The organism is Candidatus Defluviilinea gracilis (assembly GCF_057138825.1).
In genome coordinates, this window is sequence record NZ_DBNHEF010000074.1 from 264,148 (window position 1) to 290,820 (window position 26,673).

Consider the following 26,673-nt stretch of genomic DNA (forward strand, 5'->3'; position numbering starts at 1 on the left):
GGCTCAACCGGTCATTACCCGAAGGGGAATTGGTCCAGCAGATCCCAACGTTCGGCGCCCATCTGCACGGTCCATTCGAAACTTCTCACGGTGAAGGATAACCCTCGCCCGGTTCCAAACGTGGGGTCTTTGATCTGCGGCGACATGTTCTCCGGCATATCAACGATCTTGATGTGGGGCAGCCAATCGCTGGACGCGTACGGATACGCTTCGTATCCCATGTCTTGGGCGATGTGGGCAAGTTCGTTGTAGATTTTTTCCAACGCCGGTGTTTTTTCAGCCAACAGCCATAACCTGCCCTTTTGGCTGTGCACATTCATCCGCGCAATGCTTCTGACGCTGATCTCAAGGGGCGGCAAGTTCCGCGCATACTCCGTCAGGCGCTCCTTCAAAGCCGAAAAATCCTTCACATTGCGGATCGCCTGAATGGTCATGTGAATATCCATGATCGGCGTCCCGTTGATCAGGCGGGCAGTATCTTCTGAAAGTTGGAATAACTTTGGGTAGTCTTCGCTCTCGGGCCGGACAATGATGAAGGTTGATTTACCGTCTGACGATGACAAGTTCATAATTTCGGTTTCCTTCACGCGATTCCTATACAAAGCCACATGCGCTTCATTGATATTCCTGCCGGCGCCGTAATTCCACGCAAGCAACCCGTGACTTTTGTCTTTTTCCCAAACGGTACGAAGCCTGTCTTCCAGTTTGGGCAGATCGTCGGCGGTGGAAGTGATTTTGAATTCGTCTCCCGCCCGTTCCGAGCGGAAGAGCAGGAACCCTTCATCTTTCGGGAAGTGTTTCACCAACACATTTGAAAATCGCCTCAGATCCTGGTCTATGGCGGCGCTTCCGTAGCGGGCATTCCCCTCGTGCATATTGATCATGTCCGTCAGGGCAATGCATTGGATGGCTTTATTTTCAACGTACCACCTCGCGCCCAACCCATTGAGCGTGTCTGTGAGCGGTTCGCGGGTGACGATGCTTTCCACAACGCTCTGCGTGATTCGAACCTGTTCGATCACCTGTTGTTCCAAATTGACCGGCAGGTTCAACAAACAAATTTTATCGATAAGCGTTTCGTAAGGCATATTAAACTCATGCCAACTTTGATGGAGATTGACTTCCTCCATGCGCGCGGGAATTTCGGTATGGCTTTCCAGGATGGTCTGCCTGACGACGATGGGGCGGTAGGCTCGGCGTTGTTTCTGGAGTTCATGCTCCGCCTCGGTTTCGGTCATCCCCGCGCCAAAGTCCCACGTCAGGAGAGAGTCGCGTTCTTGATCCGCATACAACTTCGACAACATGCGTTTGATCTCTCGCGGGGTCTTCGATGTGGAGGTGATGCGGAACTCGTCGCTGCCCGGCGACCTGCGGACGAAGTCGCCCTGGTCGGAGGTAAAGATGTACATAAATTGGAACGCCAGTTTATGCAGTTCCAAGTCCACCGCCGCGGCGCCATACACTTTGTTCGCCTGTCGCAGGTCGTAAATGTCCACCTTTGCCATGCCTGTATGCCCGGCGGGGATGAGCCATTTCTCCGCGCGCGAGTTGAGCGCATGCGTGATGGGATCGTATAACGCCAGATTTTTGGCATTTTTCAGTATGCCGGAGAGGATACTTTTCAAAGGCTGGCGTTGCGCCTCATGGATCGGTAACGCCTCGAACAAGGTCTCTAACTCTTTGAAGGCTTGCAGAAAAATTTTTTGCTCGTTATCCATGCGGTTGTTGATTTACCGCCAGGTGCGGATGCAACGTGAATATCTTTTGCAGGAACTCTTGTCCCAGCCGAATCTCGTGTTGCATCCCCTGGCGTTGAAACCCTTCCATTGATTCGTTAACCAGGCTGAGCGCGGCGTTGGGCTCGGCATTCGATTCAAGATACACCGCGGCAAGCCCCAGTTGACCGCGCGCCAGTTCCTCCACCCGACCGAATTCATTGGCAGAGCGGATCCCCTCTTTGAAGTGACGCTCTGCCTCTTCGTATTTTTTTTCCTTCAGCGCGACAAAGCCCAGCCCGTTGTACGCGTAACTGATGTGGCGCACCGGGTCTTTCCGCACGGGGTCCTGCCACGTTTCCAGCGCTTTCTGGTACCACGCCCCGGCTTGCTTGATGTTGCCTCGTTCATTCTCAAGATCGCCGAGACCAAACTGCGCAAAGCCTTTGCTGTAGATCCCATAATCGTCGTCGGCGTGTTGTTCGCTGGTCGTGAGCGCATCCATCAACATTTGTTCCGAACGCTCGAAATTCCCCAGCCGAAGTTCCACGGTGCCGATCAATCTCTGCGCGGCCGCGATCAACAGCCCGTCCCGCGTGATCGTGGTTGCCGAGAGCGATTCCTCCGCCCAACGCAAAGCCCGCAGATAATCGCCCTGATAAAAATAGATCCAACTGATGTTGCGCGCAAATGTGCTGACCGATTTCCAATCGGAGAGCAGGTTTGCCGCGCGGAGCGAGGCGTGCGCGAGCGTGAGACGGTCGTACCAGTAGGCGCGTTGCCACAGCACGCTCCCGAACTGGGCGCCGATCTGCACCAGCAATTCGGCAATCCCCCTCGTCTTCTTGGTCAAGGAACTTGTGCCGGGCAGTTTCTTCTGTATGGATTTGTAACACCATTGCGCGGCGCTCAAAATGTTGTTCCTGTCTGCTAAGAGTTTGTCGTACCCGCGCCACTCGGTGAAGTCACTGCGTTGCGAGATCAACGCGGCATAATACTGCGCGATCTTCAACTCAGCCTGCTGAATGAATTTCCGATCACCGGTAAATTGGGTGCGGATATACCTGCGCGTGAGAGGCAGGATGCTGAAATAATCCCGGTCCGGTTCGAGTTCGATGAGGGTGAACTGCAACAGATCGCTGGCGGCGACCTCGAAACTGTCCTCATCTTCAATGCCGGAGATTTCCCTCAACGCCTCCCTCGAAACGGCTTCAGGTTGCAAGGCAAGGAGATATAGCAATTTCTTTTCATTGTGGTGACGCAACAACTCCCAACTGTGATTGAAACAATATTGCAGGACGGGAATATTCGCGTCCATGCTCAATTTATCCAGCACTTGCGCGGCGGAATACCCCAGCACGGCGATCTGTCCCTGTACCCACAACAACGCGAGCGGAAGCCCGCCGGTGTGTTCCGCTAAATATTTATTTTGCTCTTTGGTCAATTGGATGTTTTTCTGTTGAGCGTCCCATTTCAGCAGGGCGTTGCTTTCGTCGAACGACAATCCCTGCAAGCGGATGATCTGCCCTTCGGTCACTCGTTCGCGCGAGGTGACGAGCGCTTTGAGCGTGATCGGCGAACGCCGCAAAAAGTCGAGGATGTCGCGTTGCTCGGTTTTGGAGAGCGACTCGAAATTGTCCAGAACAAGAAGCGTGGTGCGCCGCGCCAGCAGGTTATATGCCTGCTTGATCTGCTCGTGAATCGGCATATTCCCAATCGTCGGATTCCCCAAACTCGAACCGATGGTGATCAGGATATCGGAAAACGATTTGGCTTCCGGAATGATCGGCTCGATGCCGTGCAGGGTGAGCACCGATTCCTTCGCCGAGATCCAGATGACCGATTCGAACAAATCCGCCTCGACACAACGATGACTCGCTTCGATGGCAAGCGCGGATTTTCCCACGCCGCCGATGCCCTCGATGCCGATGATAAACGTGCGGCTGTTGGGGCTGAGCGATTGCAGGATGGTCTTGATCTCTGGTTCCCGCCCGACAAAATAATGACGTCTCGGCAGGTTCGAGAACGAGTCCGTTCTTTCGCGCGCGCCGCTGGAGGTCAACCCCTCGATCTCTTTGGCGTAGCGCGCGATCGCCTCCCGTTCCATCGTAACGCTGTTGATGAGATGCAGCGGCTGGTCGGCGCCGTACTTTGCGAGCATCTCTTCGAGCGCGTAGAGATTCTTTTTATGGAGATCGATCATCTTTTCACGATGAGCAATATCTTCCTGATTCATAGACAGCCTCGGTTTACTCGATGATCCGAATATCCTTGTTATACAACTTGGAAAGCGCCGCCTCAAGTTGTTCGATGGTTTCGATCATGGCGTCTTCCGCCTCGGTCATGGTATGCACCACGATCGGAGGCACGAGTGCGCTTCCCCATTTCGCATATTGTTCTTTTGCGATCTGATAATTCTGCGAGTACGTTTGCAACAGCCTCACCAAATGCCCGACTTCCGCCTCGTAATTCTTCCACAGACCCTCATCCACTTTGACAGAAAGCAATTCCTCTTTGGATTCCGCCTTCGTCTCCATCGCACTCTTCGACTCGTTTCGAACGGCGGGGAGGGCTGGTTCGGCTTCGGCTGGCTTTTCCTCTGCGGGGGCAGGGGCGTCCTTCGCCTTCCGCCGTTCCCGACGTTCCTCCAGAATTTTACGCCCCTCATCAAATATGAAGTCAATCGCTTTCAACAAAATAGGGAGTTCGATCGCATCCAACATAACGCCTCCTGTTGATTCATTGTAGCACAGGAAGGAATGAGACGCTACGCTCGCAGGCGTTCAAATCACGGTGGGGATGATGGTCTGGGAGTTTGAAGCGACGCGTCTCTGAAATGAGCGCGTCGCCTTTCATCCTTCATCCTTCATAATTCATCCTTTATGGACAAACGCCCCCTCAAAGTTTTCCCTTCGACAGGCTCAGGACAAGCCTCTGCCATATCATCCCCTTGCGGGACGCCTCCGCGGACAAGCCGAAGGTGCGCGAGTTGTACCGCGCGCTGAAGCGACGCGGCGTGCAACCGTGGCTGGACGCGTCAAAATTACGAAATGGAAATTCATAGAGGTATAATTGCAACATCGTTCAGGAGATTTGACCATGAAATACAAAATCCGACTCGAAGAAACGGACGAAGGCTTTGCCGTTTGGGTGCCTGGATTTCCAGGTTGCTGGTCGCAAGGGGAAACCGAACTGGAAGCGATTGAAAATATCAAAGATGCGATTCAAACTTATCTTGAAACCATTGATATTCTGAATCGAGATAAAGAAACCCGTTTGGTTGAAGTTCCCGTGTAATCATGCCCAAATTGGCGGGAGTTCAACACCAGTGAGCCGTAAAAGCTTTTGAGAAAGCGGGGTTTCGTGTCATCCGTGAAGGGAAGCATATTTCGATGGCGAAAGATGACCGCATTATCATTATCCCGCGCAATAACCCGATCAATGCTTTCACGATGGGCGGAATTATCAAAGACGCGGGGTTGACCATCGAAGAGTTCAAGAAATTACTCTAACATGACCGATGCCAAACGCCCCCTCAAAGTCTTCCTCTGCCACGCCTCCGCGGACAAGCCGTAGGTGCGCGAGTTGTACCGCACGCCTGCCCTGAGTGCTTCGCGATCGAAGGGTTGAAGCGACGCGGCGTGCAACATTGAACGGGTATAATAAATCGAACGTACGAATAGAATTGTAAAAATCATGTTGAAAAACATTCCCGCAAATTGGGACGCCGTTCACGCCGAAGAGACTCGTTTATTGCGCGCTTTATCCCCGCAGGAGGGTGCGCGGCAATTCTTTGCGTTAATGGCTGAATTCGAACCGTGGCTGCGGGAGACCGAGTCCGTGTTTCGGAATGAGCGCAATCGGACGATGATCGAACTTCAGGCGCGGTTAGCCAGTCTGAACGCCAAAACGGGACAGACATGACCGACGCAAAACGCCCCTTGAAAGTATTTTTATGCCATGCCTCCGCGGACAAGCCGAAGGTGCGCGAGTTGTACCGCACCCTGAAGCGACGCGGCGTGCAACCGTGGCTGGACGCGGAGGATTTGATCCCTGGGCAGAATTGGGAAGTGGAGATACCCAAGGCGTTGCTTTCCTCGGATGCGATCATCATTTGCCTTTCTCCCAACTCCGTGGACAAAGAGGGATATGTTCAAAAAGAGATCAAGTTCGCGCTGGACAAGGCAATGGAAATGCCCGAGGGACGCATCTTCATCATCCCTGCGCGGCTGGAAGATTGCGACCTGCCTTTTGGTTTGAAAAAATACCAGACAGTGAATTTGTACGAAAAGGCGGGTTACACAAAGTTGATGCAAGCGCTCAAACTGCGCGCCTCACAACTGGAACGCGCGATAGTGGAATTGCCAAAAAAGGGAGAAACGACCGCTGAGATAAAAAAGGTTGTTGAAGAAAAGAAACCTCCCGAACCGAAAGAAGAAAAGGCTGAAATTAAGACACCGAAGCCTTCACAAGATAAAGTTGGTGTTGGTGGTGATGTTTCTGATAGTGTGATCGTTTCAGGCAGTGGCAATGTGATCAACATTGGCGAACAGAAAAAAACTGAGCCTGAAAAACAGCAACCCAAGAAAACAAAACCGTCACACAAGCCGAATACAGCAGTCATTGTTGCTTTGATTGGTTTGGCTGGTACAATTATTGCCGCGTTGCTTGGCTCGCCGATAGTTGAAGAATGGTTTCCTCTCGCACCCTCTGCAACCGAAACAATAACGGTCACTGCTACATTGACATCTCGCCCAGCCACTCCATCGCCAACAGTGACATTTGCCCCTGAACCAAAATTCACAATCGTAGACCCACAAGAGGTATTGGAAATAGCTCCAAGTTTGAGAACTTTGGGGCAATTGGCTGTTGAGAAATATTCAACAGAAGAGCGAAACAGAATCAATAGTACATTACCTTTCACGGTTAACTCGACTACTGATGTTCCGATTCTTTGGCGCTGGTTTTGGTGTGCAGTGACCGACGAGGTGTTGGAGCAAAACATGACAAAGATCAGCATCATCTTTGATGCGGATGGTCAGGTGATTCCGCAGGAACAGCTAGCAACAGTCATATTTGAGAATTCTGATCCCATCTATGAAGGTTGGAAGTGTCGGACTTACGAGACCGTCATGCGAGATTGGAAGCCAGGGACTTACGTATTTACTCAGACGATGACCATTTCACAGGCAATTAACGATGGCAGAGAAACATTCGAGGCAGGCTATAAGATTTACGAATATACTGTGAATATATCAGCCGAGTAAAACTTTCCAGAACAAAATCAACCTCCCCCGTAGCGTGAACCGCATTTCAAACGATGGACGATAAACCACAGCCAACGGTCAATCGTCCATTGTCTTTTTCATCAGTTATAATCCCCTCACCCAAAACTGATCACTAATCACTAATCACTGATAACTCATGTCTTCAACTTTCCAATCCATCATCCTCAACCTCCAATCCTTCTGGGCATCGCACGGATGCCTGATCACCCAGCCCTACTACACCCAAGTCGGCGCAGGGACGATGAACCCGTCCACCTTCCTGCGCGTGCTCGGACCCGAACCGTGGAATGTGGCGTACGTCGAGCCGTCTGTCCGCCCCGATGACGGGCGTTATGGCGAGAACCCGAATCGCTTTCAGAAGCACACGCAGTTTCAAGTCATCCTCAAGCCCGATACAGGAAATCCGCAAGAGTTGTATCTCGACTCGCTCAAGGCGCTCGGCATTGACCCGCGTCAGCACGACATCCGCTTTGTGGAGGACAACTGGGAACAGCCCGCCATCGCCGCGTGGGGTTTGGGTTGGGAGGTCTGGCTCGACGGGCAGGAGATCACGCAGTTCACCTACTTCCAGCAGATGGGCGGCGTGGCGCTCAACCCCGTCTCGGTCGAGATCACCTATGGGCTTGAACGCATCCTCATCGCGCTCAACAACGCCAAAGCCATCTGGGACGAAGAGTGGGGCGCAGGCGTCACCTACGGCGAGATCATCCGCCGCGAAGAGTTCGAACATTCCAAATATTATTACGAAGTCGCCGACGTCGAGCGTGCCCGTCAGATGTACGATCTTTTCTCCGCCGAAGCCGACGCCTGTCTCGCGCAAGGTTTGCTCGTTCCCGCGCACGATTATGTCCTCAAGTCCTCGCACACCTTCAACATCCTCGACGCCCGCGGCGCGATCTCTGTCGCCGAACGTCAGGCGTTTTTCAGACGGATGCGCGAACTCGCCCGCCGCGTCGCGGAGGGATATGAGGAACAGCGCAAAGAGTTGGAGTATCCGCTCTTGAAAGAGAGTCAAAAGTCAAAGGTTACAGGTCAAAACCTTCCTGCGACTTTCGACCTTCGACCTTCGACCTTCGTTTTGGAAATTGGAGTTGAGGAACTCCCCGCCGCCGATGTGGACTCCGCCCAAGCGTATCTCGTAACTCGCATCCCGAATCTCCTCGACGAACTTTATCTTGAACACGAAAATATCCGCATCTACGCAACCCCGCGTCGACTCGCCATTGCGGTTGATTCACTTTCCCCGACTCAGCCCGACCGTGAAGAGGAGGTCAAAGGTCCCCCCGCGGATAAAGCCATCGTACGACAAACTTCCAGTTTGTCTGCGGGTCAAACTGGAAGTTTGACTTACACTCAAGCGGCGATTGGCTTTGCAAAGAAAAACGGAATCAACGTCGAAGACCTCCAAGTCCGCGAACACGCGCAAGCGGGGGGCAAATACGTTTTCGCCGTCGTCAAACAAAAGGGACGCCCGACTCCCGAAGTGTTAGCCGAAGCGTTGCCGAAACTCATCGCTGAAATCAAATTTGAAAAATCCATGCGCTGGAATGATTCAGGCGTTTCATTCTCGCGTCCGATTCGCTGGTATGTGGCATTGTTCGGTGATATGGTCATTCCGTTTGAATATGCAGGCGTGGTTTCAAGCAACACCTCACGCGGACTTCGCCCATACGACTCTCCCGAAATCAAAATCCCCTCGGCAGATAAATACTTCGGTATTATCCGTGAAGCAGGAATCATCCTCGATAAAGAAGAACGCAAAGCATCCATCGTGGAGCAGGTCAAACAAGCCGCGTCGCTGGTCGGTGGGGAAGCGCTCATCGAAGATGGACTGCTCAACGAAGTCGCCAACCTCATCGAAATGCCCACCGCCGTCATGGGCGGATTCTACGATGAATTCCTCTCATTGCCGCGTGATGTGCTGATCTCGGTGATGAAGAAACACCAGAGATACTTTCCAGTCCAGTCAAAAGTCGAAGGTCAAAAGTCGGGCGACCCTTCGATCTTCGACCTTCGACCTTCAACCTTGCTCCCGCACTTCATCGCCATCCGCAACGGAGACGACATCGGCGTGGACATCGTCCGTCAGGGCAACGAACACGTTTTGAGCGCGCGCTTCACCGACGCCAACTTCTTCGTCCGCGAAGACCTCAAACTCAAACTGGAAGAGTTCCGCCCAAAACTCGCCTCGTTGACCTTCCACACCAAACTCGGCTCGATGCTCGATAAATCGGACCGCATCCTGAAACTTGGCGCGGAGATCGGCGCGTTGTTAGGATATCAAGGCGACTTGAATACGATCAAGCATCTCGGACGCGCCGCGTATCTTTGTAAAGCAGACCTTGCAACGCAAATGGTTACCGAAATGACATCGTTGCAAGGAATCATCGGCGGTGAATATGCACTGCGGAGCGGAGAGGCTCCAGAGGTGGCGCAAGCGATCGCCGAACAATATCAAACCGCGCCGCGTTCGAAGATCGGTTTGGCGGTTGCGCTGACTGATCGAATCGATTCACTCGTCGGGCTTTTTGCCGCAGGGTTGGCTCCCACAGGCGCGAAAGACCCGTTTGGCTTGCGCCGCGCCGCCATTGGGATTGTCCAACCGTTGATCGAACATGATATCGCTGTTGACCTTGCGCTAGCGGTGAAGCGTTCGGCGCTGACACAGCCCATAAAGGTCGACGATGGCACCCAAAATACTATTTTGGAATTCATCGCTGGTCGTTTATCTGTTGTCTTGAAAGACGCTGGTTACAAGCACGATGTGGTCGAAGCCGTGCTTGCGGAGCAGTCCGCCAACCCTGCGGCGTCCGCTCGGGCGGTGAAGCAACTTCAAGCGTGGGTCGGACGCGAGGACTGGTCCACGATCCTGCCCGCGTTTGCGCGTTGTGTCCGCATCACGCGCGATCAGGAAAAGACATTCAAAGTCACCGAGAAAGCCTTTGTCGAAAAAGAAGAAAAAGATTTGTTCGCCGCGTTCCAGAAAACTGTCAAACATCAACCATCAACTGTGGACGAACTATTCGAGATCGTCGTCAAACTAACCCCATCCATCAACGCGTTCTTTGATAAAGTGTTGGTGATGGCAGATGACAAGAAATTGCAGGAGAATCGTCTCGGCTTACTGCAACAAATCGCCGTGCTATCAAAAGGCATCGCCGATCTGAGCAAACTCGAAGGGTTCTAATGACAACAAATTCTGAAATTGTTGAGCGAAACTTCGCCTTATCAAGACAAATTATGAGTTATTTGCTTGACCACCCAAAAGTATTTGAGGTCTTGCCTGATGATTTTGAATTGGTGATATTACCTGAAGATGATCAGGAGATCACCTTATTCAATCTCGAATTACTCAAGAAACATGGCAGGCAGAACAAGCCAGTTGTTTTGGCGCGAGTTAAATCAATTTCGGAAAAAATCACATCCGAACCAAGCATCTTTGTGCCGATTGCCGCTTAACAGGCGAACAAACTCGAAGGCTTCATAAATTAGGGATGCTTAAGAGTTTTGTCTAATCGGACATTGTTGGGTATAATCCCGTCATCGTCAAACGGGGATGCAACCAGCCAATTCGCGCATCGCTCTCTTCGTCAATGCAACGTCTTTTGAAAAGGAGAAAATCATGTCCAAGTCAAAAGTTCGGATCGCTGTTTCCCTGTTGATCGGTATTGTGGTCGTTCTAGCGGTGTTTGCGACTGTGCAAGCGGCGGCATCGCGAGCCAGTCTGAGCGGGGAGCGAGCCTTCACCACCGCAGGCTTGTTGCCCGACATGAGCCACGTTCGGAGCGCGGGCTTCACTGGTCAACAGAACCTCAATTCATATAACGATAGTTCGTATCAAGGTGAAGGCGGTGGTTGCGACCACGACAGTCCAGACGATTAACGTCAGTTGAAGTTCAAAGTTTATAGCAAGGGCAGGCAAATGTCTGCCCTTCTTCTTTTAATGTGTCAAACTCTCGATTGCGTCTATAATTCAGCCACTGCTTACTAATCACTGATAACTGTTTACTTCAACCCCATGTCCACCATTGATGAAATCAAATCCAAAATAGACATCGTTGACCTCGTCTCGGAGGCGGGAGTCAAACTGCGCCACGCGGGGAAGAATTACACGGGGTTCTGCCCGTTTCACGATAACAAACATTCGCCCGCGTTCGTCGTCTGGCCCGAGACGGGGACGTGGCGATGCTTCGGTCAATGCAACGAGGGCGGCGACATCTTCAAGTTCGTGATGAAGCGCGAGGGGTTGGATTTCAAAGAGGCTCTGCAAAAACTCGCCGCGCGCGCAGGCGTGGAATTAAAAGAATACCAGCGCGAAACGCCTGAGCAAAAAGAAGCGTATGAAAATCTCCGCAAGTTGTTGGAAGATGCGATCATTTATTATCGGACTCATCTGTTCAACAACAAGGATATTCTCGATTACCTCCGCACAAAACGCAGATTGACCGACTCAACCATCGAAACATTCGGCTTGGGTTACGCACCCGCAGGCTACGACAACCTCCTCAAACATTTCACCCAACGCGGTTACACCGAACAAGACTTAATTGATTCGGGTATGCTCTCCGTCCGCGAATCGGAATCTCAAGTCTCCAATCTCCAGTCTCGTTCTTTCGACCGCTTCCGCAACCGCATCATGATTCCCATCCGCGACGAGCAGGGACGCATGGCGGGATTCGGCGCGCGCATCGTGGACCCGAACGACGTGCCGAAATTTTTGAACTCGCCCGAAACGCCGATCTTCTCAAAAGGACGCCTGCTCTACGGGCTGGATCGCGCGCGCAAACCGATTCGGACTGCCGACCAAGCGGTCATCGTCGAAGGCTATCTCGATGTCATTGCCTTGCATCAGGCGGGATACGAAAACGTCGTCTCGCCAATGGGCACCGCGTTGACCGAAGACCAGATGCGACTGTTGAAAAAATTCACGCGGCGGATCGTCCTCGCGCTTGATCCTGACACCGCAGGACAGAAAGCCGTGCTACGCGGACTCGACGCGGCGCGTTCAGCCATGGATAAAGAAGGGGAGTTGGGATTTGATGCGCGTGGATTACTAAAAAATGAGTCGCGTTTGCAAGCAGACTTGCGCGTGGCGACCATGCCTGATGACCTCGATCCTGATGAGATCGTCGCGCGCGATAAAGATGAATGGAAGAAGTTGATCGAAGGCGCGAAGCCCATCGTCACGCATGTGATGGAGACTCTCGCGGCGGGACAAAATATCAACGACCCGAAGGTGAAGAATGGTATCGCCGCGCAGGTGCTTCCTTTAATTGAAGACTTGCCCAACGCGTTGGAACGCGACACGTATCGTCAGGCGTTGGCGCGGATGCTGAGAGTGGATGAACGTTCACTACTGGCGACGCAGGCTCAAGGCGGCGTACTGAGCGGGTCGAAGTATCCGCGAGTGAGGCGACCGAGGCAGGTTGAGAAGATTGAAGTCCGCGAATCCGTATCGCCTGTCACAGTGTCGGTTTCGTCCAGTAAAGCGGTCGAGGAATATGTGATCGGCGTGTTGTTCAGAAAGCCCGAGTTGTTGTATCGGCTGGATCGGTCGTTGCAGGAGTTCGGCTTGATCGCGTTGACCGCCGAAGATTTTGACTATACCGACAATCAGTTGTTGTTCGGGTTGATCCGCGAGTCGGTGGAGCAGGATAAAACGGAGCATCACGATTTTGTGGTGGAGGCGTTGCCCGAGTCTCTGCAGGCGCGTTCGCGCGAGTTGGTGAAAGAGGCGGAGAGGCAAAAACAGTTGGATGAAAAATTGCTCGAGGAATTATTGCGCGGCGTGATCAAGTTGCGGCGGGTGGCGGCGGGGGAGAACATCAACCAGTTGCGGTTTTTGCAGGAAGAGGCGCACGAGAGCGGGGATGCGCGCGCATCGTCGTATCAGGACTTGGTGTTACAGCATACGCGGCTGTTGCGCGACCTGGATCAGGCGCACCGAAAAATGGCGGTCAAAAGGTTGGAATAATAAAAGGCTTTTTAACCACAAAGGACACGAAGTACACAAAGTTTTTAAAACTTTAGGGTTTAAACCTTCGTGACCTTTGTGTACTTCGTGGTAAAAACGATTTTTCGTACTCGTAACAATCCAAGTGAGATGGCGTCTGGTAAATGGGACTATGGCAGAACACAAACGGGCCGCATCGGACAATCACCAAAAAGATGAACGAACACCGCGCGACGCGGAATTTTCCGATTCGTCCCTGCCTGTGGACATGGACGCCATGCTGAACGAACTGCCTGAATTGACGCGCGACGATTCTCCAGACCCCGATGTCAACGCGCTTTCGCAACAAGAAGAGTTGCTTGAGGATGAACCGCTCGACCTGAAAGACCCCGCGTTCGCCGCCGAACTTGCCGACGATCCCGTGCGTTTGTACCTGCGCGAGATCGGTCAAGTCAAATTGCTCGACGCCACCAGCGAGTTCCATCTGGCGACGATGATCGAAGCGAATCGCCTGATCGTGTCGCTGAGTCGTCATCCGCTTCGCAAGGGGCTCACGACCGAATGCGCCATCTACCACGCGCTCATCGCCGAAATGCTCACCTCGTGGGAACGTCTGCTCGAAGACACGGCGCGGCTCAACAGTGTTGCGCCGAATCTTGTTTACCTTCTCAATGAAGCGAAAGCGTTATGCGCCTCCTCCGAATCGAAGGAACCTTCGTATCTGAGAAACTATCTGGATAATGGGATGTGGGGGATGGACGAACTGTGGAACAGCATCGCCCGACAAGCGTACTCGGTCTTTCTCAGCCTCTACCTGCTTCCGCCCGCGTATGCCGACTGGCTCCTCAAGCATCTTAACTCGCATCACGATTTTCCCAACCAGCGGACTCTGTTCAATCATCTGCCCACCGACGACATCCTCCGCAAAGAAATGGACTCGGCTCAAGCCCGCGCGGTGGAGGCGAACCAGACGTTGATCCGCGCGAACTTGCGGTTGGTGGTCAGCGTGGCGAAACGATATTTGAATCGCGGCATTAACATCCAAGATCTGATTCAAGAGGGTAGTTTGGGGTTGATGCGCGCGGTCAACAAGTTCGACCCGCGCCGCGGATTCAAATTCAGCACCTACGCCACCTGGTGGATTCGACAGTCCATCAACCGCTCCATCGCCGAGCAAGCGCGGACGATCCGCATCCCTGTGCATTTGTTCGAAGCCATCAGCCGCGTGATGCGCGTTCAACGCACCCTCACACAGCAACTTGGACGCGCGCCAACCACCGAAGAAGTAGCCATCGAAGTGGGCTATCTCCCCGCAGTGGATGTGGAAGCGATCTTGCGCGCGCATTCAGAGGAACAGCCGCTGGACTCCGCTCTGCAACACAGGCTGGACTCCGCCATGCAAAAAGTAGACCGCGTGCTTCGCTCCGCCGAGGAGCCTATCTCGATCGACGGTCCCATCGGCGATGAGGATTCCAGTTCGCTCGGTGACTTCATCGAAGACGAAGACGCGCCCTCGCCGTTGGATTCCGCCACGCGCGAGATGCTCCGCGCGCAGGTTCGTAGCGCGCTCAATCTGCTCTCCGACCGCGAGCGCGAAGTGCTGGAATTAAGATTCGGCTTGAAAGATGGTAAAGATCACACGCTCGAAGAGGTGAGCGCGTTTTACGATGTGACCCGCGAGCGCATCCGCCAGATCGAAGCGAAGGCGTTGCGGAAGTTGCGGCATCCCTCGCGGAGCAGGCAGTTGAGGGATTATTTGGGGTAACCCTTTGTAGGGCAGGTGACAAACCTGCCCTTATTTTTTGTCCCCGCCTTGTGAAAAGTGGCACTTTCAAAACTCTTATGTTATACTGTCGCGAACCTTACAAAGATCGTCCTTTTATGGGCGTTTTGAGGATACATAATGCTGGAATACGTAGCAATCGCATTGATGATCGTATTGGCGACTCTCGTCGCCTTGATCGCTATTGGCTTGGGGAATTTATTCGGACCGAAGAAACCGTCTGCGTCTAAATCCATGCCGTATGAATCGGGCATGACTCCCTACGGTGAAGGGACGCGCCGCATGCCCGTCCGTTTTTATTTGATCGCGGTCTTGTTCATCCTGTTCGATATCGAAGTCGTTTTCTTTTTGCCGTGGGCGATCGTGTTCCGTCAGTTGGGGCTATTCGGTTTGATCGAAATGATCATTTTTATCGTAATCTTGTTGGTGGGGTTTGTGTACGCGTGGAAGAAAGGAGCCCTTGAATGGGAGTAGAACAAAAACTCGGCGACATGGGGATCGTCACTACAAAATTGGAAGAACTCGTCAACTGGTCGCGCACGAACGCGATGTGGCCCATGCTGTTCGGTCTCGCATGCTGCGCGATCGAGATGATGGCGGCGCAGGCTTCTCATTACGACATGAGCCGTTTCGGCATGGAACTGATGCGCGCCAGCCCGCGTCAATCGGACCTGATGATCGTGGCGGGACGAGTCTCGCGCAAGATGGCGCCTGTGGTCCGCCGCTTGTACGACCAGATGCCCGAACCGAAGTGGGCAATCGCGATGGGGGACTGCGCTTCCTGTGGAGGCGTGTTCAACAATTACGCGATCCTGCAAGGCGTGGATGAGATCATCCCTGTGGATGTGTACGTGGCGGGCTGCCCTCCGCGCCCTGAGGCGTTGATCCATGGCATCGTGACGTTGTACGAAAAAGTGAAGGCTGATAAGTTTGTAACACCGGCTTAAGTCGGTGTTACGGAGTTCGGAATGGAAAAGAAACTCGAAAAAGTCGTTCAGGCGTTACAGGAGCAGTTCGGTTCTTCCGTCGAAGAGTTCCGGGGCGAAGCGCACGTCTTCGTCAAAGCGGAACAGATCGTGGATGCGCTGACCCTCCTGCGCGATACATATGAATTCGAACTGCTCTCCGCGCTTACTGCGACGGATTATTACCCGCAACAGACTCCCCGCTTTCATGTGATCTATCAACTATCATCGCTGGCGCAAAATATCACGTTGCAGTTAAGAGTCGCAGTCAACAGCGACCAGCTCAAAGTCCCGACAGCGACGCGCGTGTATGATGTCGCCAATTGGCGCGAGCGCGAAGTCTTCGATATGTTTGGCATCGTGTTCGAGGGGCATCCCGACCCGCGCAGAATTTTGACCCCCGAAGGGATGGAGGATCATCCGCTTCGCAAAGATTTCCCGCTGGGTTATGAAGAGCCGCAGTTCACGTTCAATTACGACGATATTGACTTGAAGAAGATTTACGCGAAAGAATAACGTAGTGCCGACTTAAGTCGGCAATTTGGCGATTTCAATCGCCACTACAAAAAAGGTCTACGATGGCACAGATCGAAGAAGTAGGTTACGAACAATACAAGCATCTCGTATCCGAGCGCGCGCTGACGGGCGAGACCATGTTGTTGAACATGGGACCGCAACACCCGTCTACGCACGGCGTGTTACGCTTGTTGCTCGAGCTCGACGGCGAGACGATCGTCAACGCGATTCCCGATATCGGTTATTTGCACACCGGTGTCGAGAAGAACATGGAATCCAAGACGTTCCTCAAAGCCGAAGTGATGACCGACCGCCTCGATTATATGAACACAACGGGCAACAACCTCGCTTATTGCATGGCGGTTGAAAAATTGGTTGGGCTCGACGTGCCCGAGCGCGCGCAGGTGATCCGCGTGATCATCACCGAGTTACAGCGCATCGCATCGCACCTCGTTTTTATGGGCGCGTTCGGTCTCGATCTCGCGGCGATGTCCATGTTCCTGTATTGCTTCCGCGAGCGCGAATATATCATGGACATTCTCGAACTGTGTTCGGGTCAACGCATGATGACCACGTACTTCCGCCCCGGCGGCGTGTGGCGCGATGTACCAGTGGAATTTGATTCTGCCGTTCGGAACTTCATCAAGATCTTCCCCGCGCGCGTGGATGAATACGAAGCGCTGTTGACGAAGAACCCGATTCTTCTCGACCGTTTGGTTGGTATCGGCATCCTCGACGGAAAGACCGCCCTTTCGCACGGCGTTACGGGTCCCACGCTCCGCGCCTCCGGCGTAAACTGGGATTTGCGCAAAGCCCGCCCATACATCGGATATGAACAATACGAGTTCAACGTCCCCGTCCGCACCGAGGGCGACACGTTCGCTCGTTATATCGTCCACATTGAAGAGTTCCGCGAATCGTTGAAGATCGTCGAGCAGGGACTGGAGAAGTTGAAGAAATTACCGGGTCAGCCTGTGCTCAGCGATAACCGTAAATTTGTTCCGCCGCCGCGCGCCGAGATCGGCGTGAGCATGGAAGCGCTGATCCATCACTTCAAATTTTGGACGGAGGGCTTCCCCGCGCCGAAGAATTCGATCTACAGCGCGGTCGAATCGCCGCGCGGCGAGTTGGGCGTCTATCTCGAAGGCAACGGCGGACCCAAACCGCATCGCGTGCACATGCGCACGCCTTCGTTCGATAACTTGTCTGTCATCAACAAAATTACGCAAGGACATCTTGTCGCCGACCTGGTGGCGATCCTTGCTTCGATCGACATCGTGCTAGGAGACATTGACCGATAATATTCTCACCGCGAAGAGCGCGAAGATAAAAATCTTTACGCTCTTCGCGGTTCAAAGACGAGTGTGAGACATTATGCTTTCAAAGAAATATCCAAAAGAAGTCAAGCAAATCCTTTCCAAGTACCCGCCGGAGGGCAAGCGCTCGGCGTTGATGCCCTTGCTCTTCCTTGCCCAGCGCGAGGAAGGCTACATCAACAAAGCCGCGATGCAGGATATTGCCGCGATGCTCGACATCACCGAGACGGAAGTTGCGGGAGTCGTCGGTTTTTACACCTTGTATCACGAGCAAAAAGAAGGCAAACACCGCATCCAAGTCTGCACCGACCTGCCCTGCGCCTTGCGCGGCGCGGACAAATTCATGGACGATCTGTGCGGCAATCTCGGCATCAAGGTCGGCGAGACCACGTCCGATGGCGCCGTCACGATCGAAGCAGTGACCTGTCTCGCCGCATGCGACAAAGCTCCCATGTTCCAAACGCAGGGACCGGAGGGCATCAAGTATCACGAGAATATGACCGTTGAGAAGACTCTTGAGTTGGTGGAAGGGTTGAGGAAGAGTACTGCGTAAAGTACCTTCGTCCAACACTAAACTACCAAACTATCCAACTACCTAATTATGACACACATTCTTTTACGTCACCGCGAAGTACCCGACATCAACCAACTTTCCGTCTACAAAAAGAACGGCGGACTTGCCGCGTTCAAGAACGCGGTCACAAAGATGAAGCCGAACGAAGTGACCGATGTGGTCAAGAACTCCGGTCTGCGCGGACGCGGCGGCGCGGGCTTCCCGACGGGTATGAAGTGGTCGTTCATTGATAGCAAGAACTGGCCTCATTACATCGTTGCCAACGCGGACGAGTCCGAGCCTGGCACATTCAAAGACCGCGAGATCATGGAAGGCAATCCGTTCCAGTTCTTGGAAGGGTTGATGATCGGCGCTTACGCGGTCGGCGCGAACGCGGCGTACATTTACCTGCGCGGCGAGTTTTGGGAGATCGCTGAGTCGCTCGACGCAAAGATCGCCGAATTGGAAGAAGATGGCTATCTGGGCGACAAACTCTTCGGCACCGAATATTCGCTGCGCATCTACACTCACCTCGGCGCGGGCGCGTACATCTGCGGCGAAGAGACCGCTCTGCTTGAATCGCTCGAAGGCAAACGCGGACAGCCGCGCGTACGTCCTCCGTTCCCGCCGGCGGTGGGTCTGTACAACAAGCCGACCATCATCAACAACGTCGAAACATTTACCAACGTGCCGATGATCATGACGAACGGCGCGGAGTGGTACAAGACCATGGGCACGGCAGACGCTCCGGGCGTAAAAATCTTTTCACTCTCGGGCCGCGTGCGCAAACCCGGCAATTATGAGTTGCCGCTTGGCACAACCTTCCGTGAATTGATCTACACACACGGCGGCGGCGTGCAAGACTCGCGCAAGGTCAGGGCGATCATGCCGGCCGGCGCCTCCTCGTCGTTGATCCTTGTGGATGACGATGCGCTTCTCGATACGCCCATGGATTACCTGGAAGTGCGTAAACTGAAATCGGAACTTGGGTCGGCTTCTGTCATCATCGTTGACGATACCGTCTCGATGGACTGGCTCGTCAACAAGACCGTCCACTTTTTCCAGCACGAATCGTGCGGCAAATGCACGCCCTGCCGCGAAGGCACCTATTGGATGTCTCATCTCACTGAACGCATCCACAGTGGCCAGGCGGTCAAAGCGGATGTGGACTTGCTCCTCAACGTGGCGAAACAGATGCAAGGCAAATGCCTGTGCGCGCTGGGTGAATTCTCCACGATGGCGGTGGTCTCCGGCATCGAACGATTTAGAAAAGATTTCGATAATGCGGTAAAAGCATAATGAGTAAACTAGTCACTCTTACCATAGATGGAACACAAGTCACGGTTCAAGAAGGAACCTCGGTTGTCGACGCGGCAAAACTTGCAGGCGTAGACATTCCCGTCTTTTGCCATCATCCCAAACTTGAACCCGCCGGCATGTGCCGCATGTGTCTCGTGGAACTCGGCCGCCCCATGCGCGACCGCGCCACAGGGCAATTTGTGATGGAAAACGGCGCGCCGAAGATCCAGTTCATGCCTAAGCTGGAAACGGCTTGCACGAACAAGGTCGAAGAGGGTTTGGTTGTGGTCACGCAGTCGGCAAAGGTTGCCGAAGCCAAGAACGGCATCCTTGAATTTTTGCTCACCTCGCATCCGCTCGATTGCCCGGTGTGCGACAAAGGCGGCGAGTGCGCCCTGCAAGACCTCACCCTGACGCACGGTCCCGGCAAAAGCCGCTTCATATACGATGAGAAGAGGCACCTTGCCAAGCAAAAACCGCTCGGCGAGTTGATCTTCTTGGACCAGGAGCGATGCATCCAATGCGCGCGTTGCATCCGTTTTCAAGACGAGATCGCCGGGGACGCGGTTCTCGAATTCGACAAGCGCGAGCGCTCGATGCAGATCGTTTCTCGTTCGGAGCCCGGGTTTGATTCGGTTTTCTCCGGCAACACTACGGATATTTGTCCTGTGGGAGCGTTGACCACTGTAGACTTCCGCTTCGGCGCCCGACCATGGGAACTGGCGGCTTCCCCTTCGATCTGCGCGCAATGCCCGGTGGGATGCAACACCACCTTGAACACCCGCCGCGAAGCCCGAACAGACGGCGAGATTGTCGTCAAGCGCGTGATGCCGCGGCAGAACGAAGAAGTGAACGAAATTTGGATCTGCGATAAGGGCCGCTTCGCCTATCACTACGCGGGCAGCAAGAATCGATTAACGAAGCCGCTCATCCGCAAAGAGAAGAAGTTGGCTCGCTCTTCATGGGATGCCGCGACGAAACTCGCCGCTGAGAAATTCAGCAAGGATAAGAAAGATTTTGTTATTCTCGCTTCGGGCAGACTCTCGAACGAAGACCTGTTCAACTTGAAAACGCTCGCCGATCACGCGGGCGGAAAAGCCTATCTCTATTCGCACATGGCGGGCGGCGAGTTGACGTCGCTGGTCGGCGTGGGCGCGGGCACGAATTTTGGAGCCATGGGCGCGGGGACGACCATCCTCGTCGTTGCCTCCGACTTGTATGAGGAAGCGCCGATCTGGTATCTCAGAGTCAAACAAGCCAAAGAGCGCGGCGCGACGTTGATCGTGATGAATCCGCGCGAGACGAAACTCGATAGATACGCTTCGCACAAAGTCCGTTACGAATACGGCGATGAAGCCAGAACGGTTCACGACCTGACGAAGAAAAGCAAAGAAGGCGACGCGTTGTTGAAATCCGAAAACTTGGTCATCTTATATGGAAGCGAAGGGGTTGGCGCGCTTGGTTCGCAAAGTTTGGCGACCGCCTGCGCCAAGTTGTTGAACGAGAACGGATTTACCGGCAAACCCAACAACGGACTCATCGGCGTGTGGGAACGCGCGAACGACCAAGGCGCGTGGGAGATGGGCTTCACCGTTGAAGAGGACCTTGCCAGGGCGTTGAAGGATAAGTCGGTGTATATCGTCGGCGCGGACCCGGTGAGCGACGACCCGAAATTGGCGAAGGCGCTCGAAGGCGCGGCGTTCGTGGCGGTGCAGGATGTGATGGAAACCGCGACGACCGAAATTGCGGATGTGGTTTTGCCCGCGCAAGCGTTCACCGAACGCGAGGGGACGTTCACTTCCGGCGAACGACGCGCGCAACGTTTTTATCCCGCCGTGCCGGTGACCGGCGAATCGAAACCCGATTTCGCCATCACTGCTCAGATCGCTCGGAACATGGGAGTCATCCTCGAAGGCACATCCGCTTCGGTGGTGTTCGATCTGCTGGCTGAAACGGTGAAATCGTTCGAGGGATTGAATTACGCCAAACTTGCCGAAGTGCATGAGCAGTTGCCCATCGTCGGGCGAGGCGACATGTATTACGGCGGCACGACGTATGCGAATAACCACGGCTTGGGCGCGCATCTGTCGGCGGCGGCGACGCGCGGGGAAAAGGTGAGCATCCCGAAGGTCCAGAAAGAAGCGGTTCCACATCCGAAAGATAAAGAATTGCTGGCGGTGCCCGTCAACAAGTTGTATCATCGCGGCACGACGGTCATGACGGCTGAGTTGTTGCATCAGCGGATCGGCGAAGCGAGCGTGTCGTTGCATCCCAGCGCGGCGGAAAAACTAGGCGTGCGCGCGGGGCAGACCGTGAATGTGAGTTTCAACGGAACGAGCGGACAGGCGGTTGTGAAGCTGGACGATTCGATTGACGAGGGTATCGCGCTGGTGCCGCGCTCAATGGGTCTTGCCATACAGGAGCCTGCAGCAGTGAAGGTGAAAGCATGATTAGCGATTGGACTTTGTGGCTCGAGTGGTTTATCAAATCGCTGGTGTGGGTCTTCGCGTTATTGGGCGGGTTCGCGTATCTTACCTATTATGAACGCCGCGCGCTGGCGCGTATACAAACTCGCGTGGGACCGAATCGCGCGGGACCGTTTGGTTTGCTTCAACCGATCGCCGACGCGATCAAGCTGGTCTTCAAAGAGGAGCTCTCGCCCGCAAGAGCGTATAAGTTCGTGTTCTTTCTCGCGCCGATCTTGACGCTGGTGCCTTCGATCGTGATTGCGGCGGTCATTCCGCTGGGGCGTTCGATCCATGTCTTCGGGCGCGAGGTCAATTTGTATCTCACCAATATCAACGTGGGCGTGTTGTATTTCATGTCCATTGCGGCGATCGCGGTGTATGGGATCGTGCTGGCGGGCTGGGCTTCGAACAGCAAGTATGCGATGCTCGGCGGCTTGCGCTCGACGGCGCAGATGATCTCGTATGAACTGGCGCTTGGTCTTTCCCTGATCCCCGTGATCTTGCTCGGCAACTCGATGAGCCTGGTTGAGATCGTGGAGAGGCAGAACGGATTGTGGTTTGTGTTCCTTCAGCCTGTGGGCGCGTTGATCTTTTGGATCGCGACCCTTGCCGAGGTGAACCGCGCGCCGTTCGACATGCCCGAGGCGGAGCAGGAATTGACCGCGGGCTATCATGCCGAGTATTCGGGCATGAAGTTCGCGTTGTTCTTTATGGCGGAATACCAGAAGATGATCGTGATCTGCGCGGTGATGGCGGTCTTTTTCTTCGGCGGGTATTTAGGCCCCGGTGTGGATCAATATCCCCTGCTTGGACCCGTGTATATGTTCGTCAAGATCTTTCTGCTGTTGTTTGCCATGATCTGGGTGCGAGCCACCTGGCCCCGCTTCCGCTATGACCGCTTGATGTCGTTCGGCTGGAAGGTATTGGTGCCGTTGTCGTTGGCAATCGTATTCATCACTGCCACAGGGATTTTGCTTGCGGACCAAACAGGCAACGCCCTGTGGATGTGGGCGATCCCGGTCGCGTCGGTCATTGCTGGTTTGGTTCCGGTGGTGACGATCTATTACACCTTGAGGAGATTACTGTATGAGCGCGCTTGAACCCGCCGTTGAGCTGGTGCGCGGGCTGTGGGTTACGTTCAAGTCCATGTTCGAGAAGCCCGTTACGATCCAGTATCCCGAAGAGAAGCGGGAAGTCCGCAAGCGCTTCCGCGGACGCCATGAACTGCATCGCTACGAGAACGGACTCGAAAAGTGTATCGGCTGTTCGCTCTGCGCCGCCGCCTGTCCCGCCGATGCGATCTTCGTGGAAGCCTCCGAAAATACGGATGAAAAACGCTTCTCGCCCGGAGAGCGGTATGCCTCCACCTACGAGATCAACATGCTCCGCTGTATCTACTGCGGTTATTGCGAAGATGCCTGCCCGACCGAGGCGATCACGCTGGGCGATAACTACGAACTCTCGTATTACGACCGCCGCTCGGCGATCTACACCAAGGATATGCTGCTCGACCCCGTCCCCGCGACCGCCATGTTGACTCCGCAGAAGACCGAAACCGGCGTGTTCACGCGTTCGGTGCCGGAGATGGAAAATCCAAAGGATTAGAGAATTAGAGGAGTAGAGAATTGGAAGAAAACAAATTCTCCAATTCCCCAATTCTCTTTTGCAGAGAACTATGACACTCGATTTAGCACTTTTCCTCGTCCTCTCCCTCGCCGCCATCGCCGCCGCGCTGGGGATGTTGTTCAGCCGCAACGCGGTGTATTCGGCGTTATATCTCGTGTTGAACTTCGTCACGGTGGCGGTGTTCTATCTGTTACTCGGCGCGCCGTTCATTGCCATGGCGCAGGTCACGGTCTATGCGGGCGCGATCATGGTGTTGTTTCTGTTCGTGATCATGTTGTTGGGCGCGGAAGGTCTGCCGAAGTCGCAAGTTCTTCCGTGGCAGAAACCGCTTGCCGTTGGGTTGACGATCCTCCTCTTTGCGGAAGCGGCGTACCTGCTCGTGACGAAAGCCCGCCCGGTCGGGAATGTCCTCCCGCCCGCCGACGCGGTCAACGCGACGGAGAATCTGCAACAACTTGGCATCGCGCTATTCAGAAATTATTTGCTTCCATTTGAAGTGGTCTCCATTCTATTGCTGGTCGCCATGGTCGGCGCGATCGTCCTTACGAAGAAAGAGAAAAAGGCGCGGCAATGATCCCTGTTGATTATTACATCATCCTTTCTGCCATTTTGTTCACTATCGGCGTGCTCGGCGTGTTGATCCGCCGCAACGCGCTGATCATCTTCATGTCCATTGAGTTGATGTTGAACGCGGCAAACCTCGCCATCGTGGCGTTCGGAAGCGCGTTCGAAAATTTCAGCGGACAGATCTTGGTCTTCTTCGTGATTGCGGTCGCCGCGGCGGAAGTGGCGGTGGGTCTCGCGCTGATCGTGGAAATTTTCAGAACAAAGAAAAGTATTGACGTGGATCAGGTGAGTTCATTAAAAGGATAGAGGTTAGATGATTAGAGAGTAGACGATTAGAGACTTGTTGCGCGCTTTCTATTCTCAATTCTCTACGATCTATTCTCCGAGGTTTTTATGCACTTAAGCGAAACAGCAAACACAGGATTTTTATTCCTCGCCCCGTGGCTGGTATTTTTCCCGGTCATCGGTCTGCTCATCAACACCATCCTCGGTCACAAGCTCAGCGAGCGGATGATCGGCGCGGTGGCGAGTTTCTTTTCAGGGTTGACGTTCGTCGTGTCGGTCCTGCTGTACGTCACTCTCTCAGGCGCGCACGGCGAAGCGCTGCGCTGGCATCTCGCGGAGTGGATCCGCATCGGAACCCTGTCCCTCGATTGGACGTTCCGCGTCGACTCGTTATCCACCACGATGATGCTGGTCGTTTCGGGCGTCGGGACCCTCATCCACATCTACGCCATCGGGTACATGCACGAAGACGTGCGCTTCAAAAACGACGTGGGACGCTTCCGCCGTTTCTTCGTTTTTCTCAACCTCTTCATCGCCGCCATGATGGTGTTGATCACCGGCGACTCGTACCTGATGTTGTTCGTCGGTTGGGAGGGGGTGGGGCTGTGTTCGTTCCTGCTGGTCGGCTTTTGGTACGAACTGGATCTGCTGGCGCGACCCTCGTGGTCGAATTCGTATGCGGCGGTTAAAGCGTTCGTCGCCAACCGCGTCGGTGACTTCGGTTTCCTCATCGCAACGTTCATCATCTTTTGGGCATTCGGCAGTCTTCAATTCGATAAAGTGTTCCAACAAGTTTCAACGGTTGCGCCGGGCGTCATTGTCGCGATCACGTTGTTCTTCTTATTGGGCGTGACGGGGAAATCGGCGCAAGTTCCTCTTTATGTTTGGTTGCCCGACGCGATGGCGGGTCCGACGCCCGTTTCGGCATTGATCCACGCCGCGACGATGGTGACGGCGGGCGTGTATCTCGTCGCGCGTTCGGCGCCGTTGTATTCATCGGTTCCCGAAGCCCAGCATATCGTCGCGCTGGTGGGAGCAGTCACCGCGCTCTTCGCCGCCACGATCGCCACCGGTCAATTCGACATCAAAAAAGTGTTGGCATATTCAACCATCTCGCAACTCGGCTTCATGGTTGCGGCGGTCGGGATGGGCGCGTACGTGGCTGGTGTGTTCCACCTCGTGACGCACGCGTTCTTCAAAGCGTTGTTGTTCCTTTCGGCGGGTTCGGTGATCCTCGGCATGGAGCGCGGACATCATCATGCGGAACATGCGCATCATGATAACCATGGCAAGGGGAAAAAGAAAATTGGAAAGTCGAAAGTGGAAAGTGGGCACGGTGACTCTCGCGCTGAGCGGAGCCGTAGCGATAGCGAAGGCGCAGACGAAGCGCATGGTGTCGAAACATTCGACCCCGGCGACATGCGCAATATGGGTGGGCTTCGCAAGACCATGCCCGTCACCTTCTGGGTATATATGGCTGGCATGGTGGCTTTGTCTGGCATCCCTCCGTTTGCGGGCTTTTGGTCGAAGGATGAAATTTTGCTCGATGCAAGCATGCACAATCAGGTCGCGTATTGGTTGTTGACCCTCGCCGCGTTCTTCACTGCCTTCTACATGGGACGTCAAATTTGGATGGTCTTCTTCGGCGAGCCGCGTCACGAAGCGGCGGCGCACGCGGAAGAAAGCCCAAAAGTGATGACCGTCCCGTTGATGATTTTGGCGGCGCTTTCGGTGCTAGGCGGCGCGCTCAACCTTCCGTTTGAAGGTTTCCACAATCTCGGTCATTGGCTCGAACACACGCTCGGCGAAGTGGAATCGCTCCCGTTGAATTTGCAAGTGGCGGGCGTTTCGACTGTTCTGGCTTTGCTCGCTATTTTGATCTCATGGCTGATCTATGCGAGAAAACCATTCGCAAAAGGTCAGACCGATCCGCTCGCGTCGCTTGGTCTCTTATTCAAAGGGATGAACAACAAATGGTGGGTGGATGAACTCTATCACCTCTTGTTCATCAACCCGTATATCAAGCTTTCCTATTTTGTCGCCGAAGTCATTGACTGGCGCTTCTGGCATGACTGGTTCCACGAGAAGGTCATCATGGGCGCGTATAACTGGATCAGTTTCATCGGCTTGAACAAATACGCCGATCAGCAAGGCATTGACGCTTTCGCGAACGGCTTGGGGACGTGGACCCAGTCCCTAGCGGCGACCCTCCGTAAGGTCCAGAACGGATTCGTGCGCTCGTACGCGCTGTCCATTTTATTGGGCGTTGTGCTTATTCTTGGATATTTGATCATGAAATAGTCAAAGGTCAAAAGTCGAAAGTCGCGTTGTTTGACCTT

23 protein-coding genes and 1 pseudogene are annotated in these 26,673 nt (G+C 54.1%); 21 read left to right on the forward strand and 3 right to left on the reverse strand.

From position 1 onward, the window contains the following. Nucleotides 1–14 precede the first annotated feature (14 nt). Genes AC16KF_RS13955 through AC16KF_RS13965 form a run of 3 tightly spaced genes read right to left on the reverse strand, consistent with a single transcriptional unit; the run spans nucleotide 15 to nucleotide 4,438 of the window. Entirely contained in the window at nucleotides 15–1,718 is a 1,704-nt protein-coding gene (locus tag AC16KF_RS13955; RefSeq protein WP_484037941.1) for a 2'-5' RNA ligase family protein, read from the reverse strand. After that, nucleotides 1,711–3,951: a tetratricopeptide repeat protein gene (locus AC16KF_RS13960; RefSeq protein WP_484037942.1), complete on the reverse strand. Its 2,241-nt coding sequence runs from the start codon at nucleotides 3,949–3,951 to the stop codon at nucleotides 1,711–1,713. The genes AC16KF_RS13955 and AC16KF_RS13960 overlap by 8 nt, the downstream gene beginning before the upstream one ends. Nucleotides 3,952–3,964: 13 nt before the next feature. After that, nucleotides 3,965–4,438 carry a hypothetical protein gene (locus AC16KF_RS13965; RefSeq protein ID WP_484037943.1) on the reverse strand — a complete coding sequence of 158 codons (474 nt, stop codon included), beginning with the start codon at nucleotides 4,436–4,438 and terminating at the stop codon, nucleotides 3,965–3,967. A 376-nt stretch (nucleotides 4,439–4,814) separates the two neighbouring features. Between AC16KF_RS13965 and AC16KF_RS13970 the strand changes: the two genes are divergently transcribed. From AC16KF_RS13970 to AC16KF_RS14070, 21 genes and pseudogenes are all read left to right on the forward strand, one after another. After that, the gene (locus AC16KF_RS13970) at nucleotides 4,815–5,012 is read left to right on the forward strand and encodes a type II toxin-antitoxin system HicB family antitoxin (protein WP_484037944.1); all 198 of its coding nucleotides are present in this window, start codon (nucleotides 4,815–4,817) and stop codon (nucleotides 5,010–5,012) included. A 2-nt stretch (nucleotides 5,013–5,014) separates the two neighbouring features. Continuing rightward, nucleotides 5,015–5,227 (forward strand): annotated as a pseudogene (locus AC16KF_RS13975) (type II toxin-antitoxin system HicA family toxin). 184 nt (nucleotides 5,228–5,411) lie between these two features. Next, entirely contained in the window at nucleotides 5,412–5,639 is a 228-nt protein-coding gene (locus tag AC16KF_RS13980; RefSeq protein WP_484037945.1) for a hypothetical protein, read from the forward strand. Then, the gene (locus AC16KF_RS13985) at nucleotides 5,636–6,982 is read left to right on the forward strand and encodes a toll/interleukin-1 receptor domain-containing protein (RefSeq protein WP_484037946.1); all 1,347 of its coding nucleotides are present in this window, start codon (nucleotides 5,636–5,638) and stop codon (nucleotides 6,980–6,982) included. Before AC16KF_RS13980 ends, AC16KF_RS13985 begins: the two co-directional genes overlap by 4 nt. A gap of 157 nt (nucleotides 6,983–7,139) precedes the next feature. Next, nucleotides 7,140–10,190 carry a glycine--tRNA ligase subunit beta gene (glyS, locus tag AC16KF_RS13990; RefSeq protein ID WP_484037947.1) on the forward strand — a complete coding sequence of 1,017 codons (3,051 nt, stop codon included), beginning with the start codon at nucleotides 7,140–7,142 and terminating at the stop codon, nucleotides 10,188–10,190. Continuing rightward, nucleotides 10,190–10,462: a DUF5647 family protein gene (locus tag AC16KF_RS13995; RefSeq protein WP_484037948.1), complete on the forward strand. Its 273-nt coding sequence runs from the start codon at nucleotides 10,190–10,192 to the stop codon at nucleotides 10,460–10,462. The genes glyS and AC16KF_RS13995 overlap by 1 nt, the downstream gene beginning before the upstream one ends. 163 nt (nucleotides 10,463–10,625) lie before the next feature. After that, nucleotides 10,626–10,886, forward strand: a complete 261-nt coding sequence (locus AC16KF_RS14000; RefSeq protein WP_484037949.1) for a hypothetical protein — start codon at nucleotides 10,626–10,628, stop codon at nucleotides 10,884–10,886. A 135-nt stretch (nucleotides 10,887–11,021) separates the two neighbouring features. Further along, the gene (dnaG, locus tag AC16KF_RS14005) at nucleotides 11,022–12,977 is read left to right on the forward strand and encodes a DNA primase (protein WP_484037950.1); all 1,956 of its coding nucleotides are present in this window, start codon (nucleotides 11,022–11,024) and stop codon (nucleotides 12,975–12,977) included. A gap of 151 nt (nucleotides 12,978–13,128) precedes the next feature. Beyond that, nucleotides 13,129–14,721, forward strand: a complete 1,593-nt coding sequence (locus tag AC16KF_RS14010; RefSeq protein ID WP_484037951.1) for a sigma-70 family RNA polymerase sigma factor — start codon at nucleotides 13,129–13,131, stop codon at nucleotides 14,719–14,721. Between the two features lie 138 nt (nucleotides 14,722–14,859). After that, complete coding sequence (locus AC16KF_RS14015) at nucleotides 14,860–15,213, forward strand: NADH-quinone oxidoreductase subunit A (protein ID WP_484037952.1); 354 nt, start codon at nucleotides 14,860–14,862, stop codon at nucleotides 15,211–15,213. Next, nucleotides 15,204–15,686 (forward strand): NADH-quinone oxidoreductase subunit B, encoded by a 483-nt coding sequence (locus tag AC16KF_RS14020; protein WP_484037953.1) that lies wholly within the window; start codon nucleotides 15,204–15,206, stop codon nucleotides 15,684–15,686. The genes AC16KF_RS14015 and AC16KF_RS14020 overlap by 10 nt, the downstream gene beginning before the upstream one ends. Before the next feature lie 21 nt (nucleotides 15,687–15,707). Next, nucleotides 15,708–16,220 (forward strand): NADH-quinone oxidoreductase subunit C, encoded by a 513-nt coding sequence (locus AC16KF_RS14025; protein WP_484037954.1) that lies wholly within the window; start codon nucleotides 15,708–15,710, stop codon nucleotides 16,218–16,220. 62 nt (nucleotides 16,221–16,282) lie between these two features. Further along, nucleotides 16,283–17,521 carry an NADH dehydrogenase (quinone) subunit D gene (nuoD, locus tag AC16KF_RS14030; protein WP_484037955.1) on the forward strand — a complete coding sequence of 413 codons (1,239 nt, stop codon included), beginning with the start codon at nucleotides 16,283–16,285 and terminating at the stop codon, nucleotides 17,519–17,521. Between the two features lie 73 nt (nucleotides 17,522–17,594). Beyond that, nucleotides 17,595–18,089 carry an NADH-quinone oxidoreductase subunit NuoE family protein gene (locus tag AC16KF_RS14035; protein WP_484037956.1) on the forward strand — a complete coding sequence of 165 codons (495 nt, stop codon included), beginning with the start codon at nucleotides 17,595–17,597 and terminating at the stop codon, nucleotides 18,087–18,089. A gap of 48 nt (nucleotides 18,090–18,137) precedes the next feature. After that, complete coding sequence (gene nuoF / locus AC16KF_RS14040; protein ID WP_484037957.1) at nucleotides 18,138–19,388, forward strand: NADH-quinone oxidoreductase subunit NuoF; 1,251 nt, start codon at nucleotides 18,138–18,140, stop codon at nucleotides 19,386–19,388. Then, nucleotides 19,388–21,838: an NADH-quinone oxidoreductase subunit NuoG gene (nuoG, locus tag AC16KF_RS14045; RefSeq protein ID WP_484037959.1), complete on the forward strand. Its 2,451-nt coding sequence runs from the start codon at nucleotides 19,388–19,390 to the stop codon at nucleotides 21,836–21,838. The genes nuoF and nuoG overlap by 1 nt, the downstream gene beginning before the upstream one ends. After that, nucleotides 21,835–22,956, forward strand: coding sequence for an NADH-quinone oxidoreductase subunit NuoH (gene nuoH / locus AC16KF_RS14050; protein ID WP_484037960.1), 1,122 nt, complete (start codon nucleotides 21,835–21,837; stop codon nucleotides 22,954–22,956). Before nuoG ends, nuoH begins: the two co-directional genes overlap by 4 nt. After that, nucleotides 22,943–23,461 (forward strand): NADH-quinone oxidoreductase subunit NuoI, encoded by a 519-nt coding sequence (nuoI, locus tag AC16KF_RS14055; RefSeq protein ID WP_484037961.1) that lies wholly within the window; start codon nucleotides 22,943–22,945, stop codon nucleotides 23,459–23,461. Before nuoH ends, nuoI begins: the two co-directional genes overlap by 14 nt. A 70-nt stretch (nucleotides 23,462–23,531) precedes the next feature. Beyond that, on the forward strand, nucleotides 23,532–24,056 hold the full coding sequence (locus AC16KF_RS14060) for an NADH-quinone oxidoreductase subunit J (RefSeq protein ID WP_484037962.1): 525 nt from the start codon (nucleotides 23,532–23,534) through the stop codon (nucleotides 24,054–24,056). Next, a complete protein-coding gene (gene nuoK / locus AC16KF_RS14065; protein WP_484037963.1) occupies nucleotides 24,053–24,355 on the forward strand; it encodes an NADH-quinone oxidoreductase subunit NuoK in 303 nt (100 codons plus the stop codon). The genes AC16KF_RS14060 and nuoK overlap by 4 nt, the downstream gene beginning before the upstream one ends. Nucleotides 24,356–24,442: 87 nt before the next feature. After that, nucleotides 24,443–26,635 (forward strand): NADH-quinone oxidoreductase subunit L, encoded by a 2,193-nt coding sequence (locus AC16KF_RS14070; RefSeq protein WP_484037964.1) that lies wholly within the window; start codon nucleotides 24,443–24,445, stop codon nucleotides 26,633–26,635. The last annotated feature ends 38 nt before the right edge of the window (nucleotides 26,636–26,673 follow it).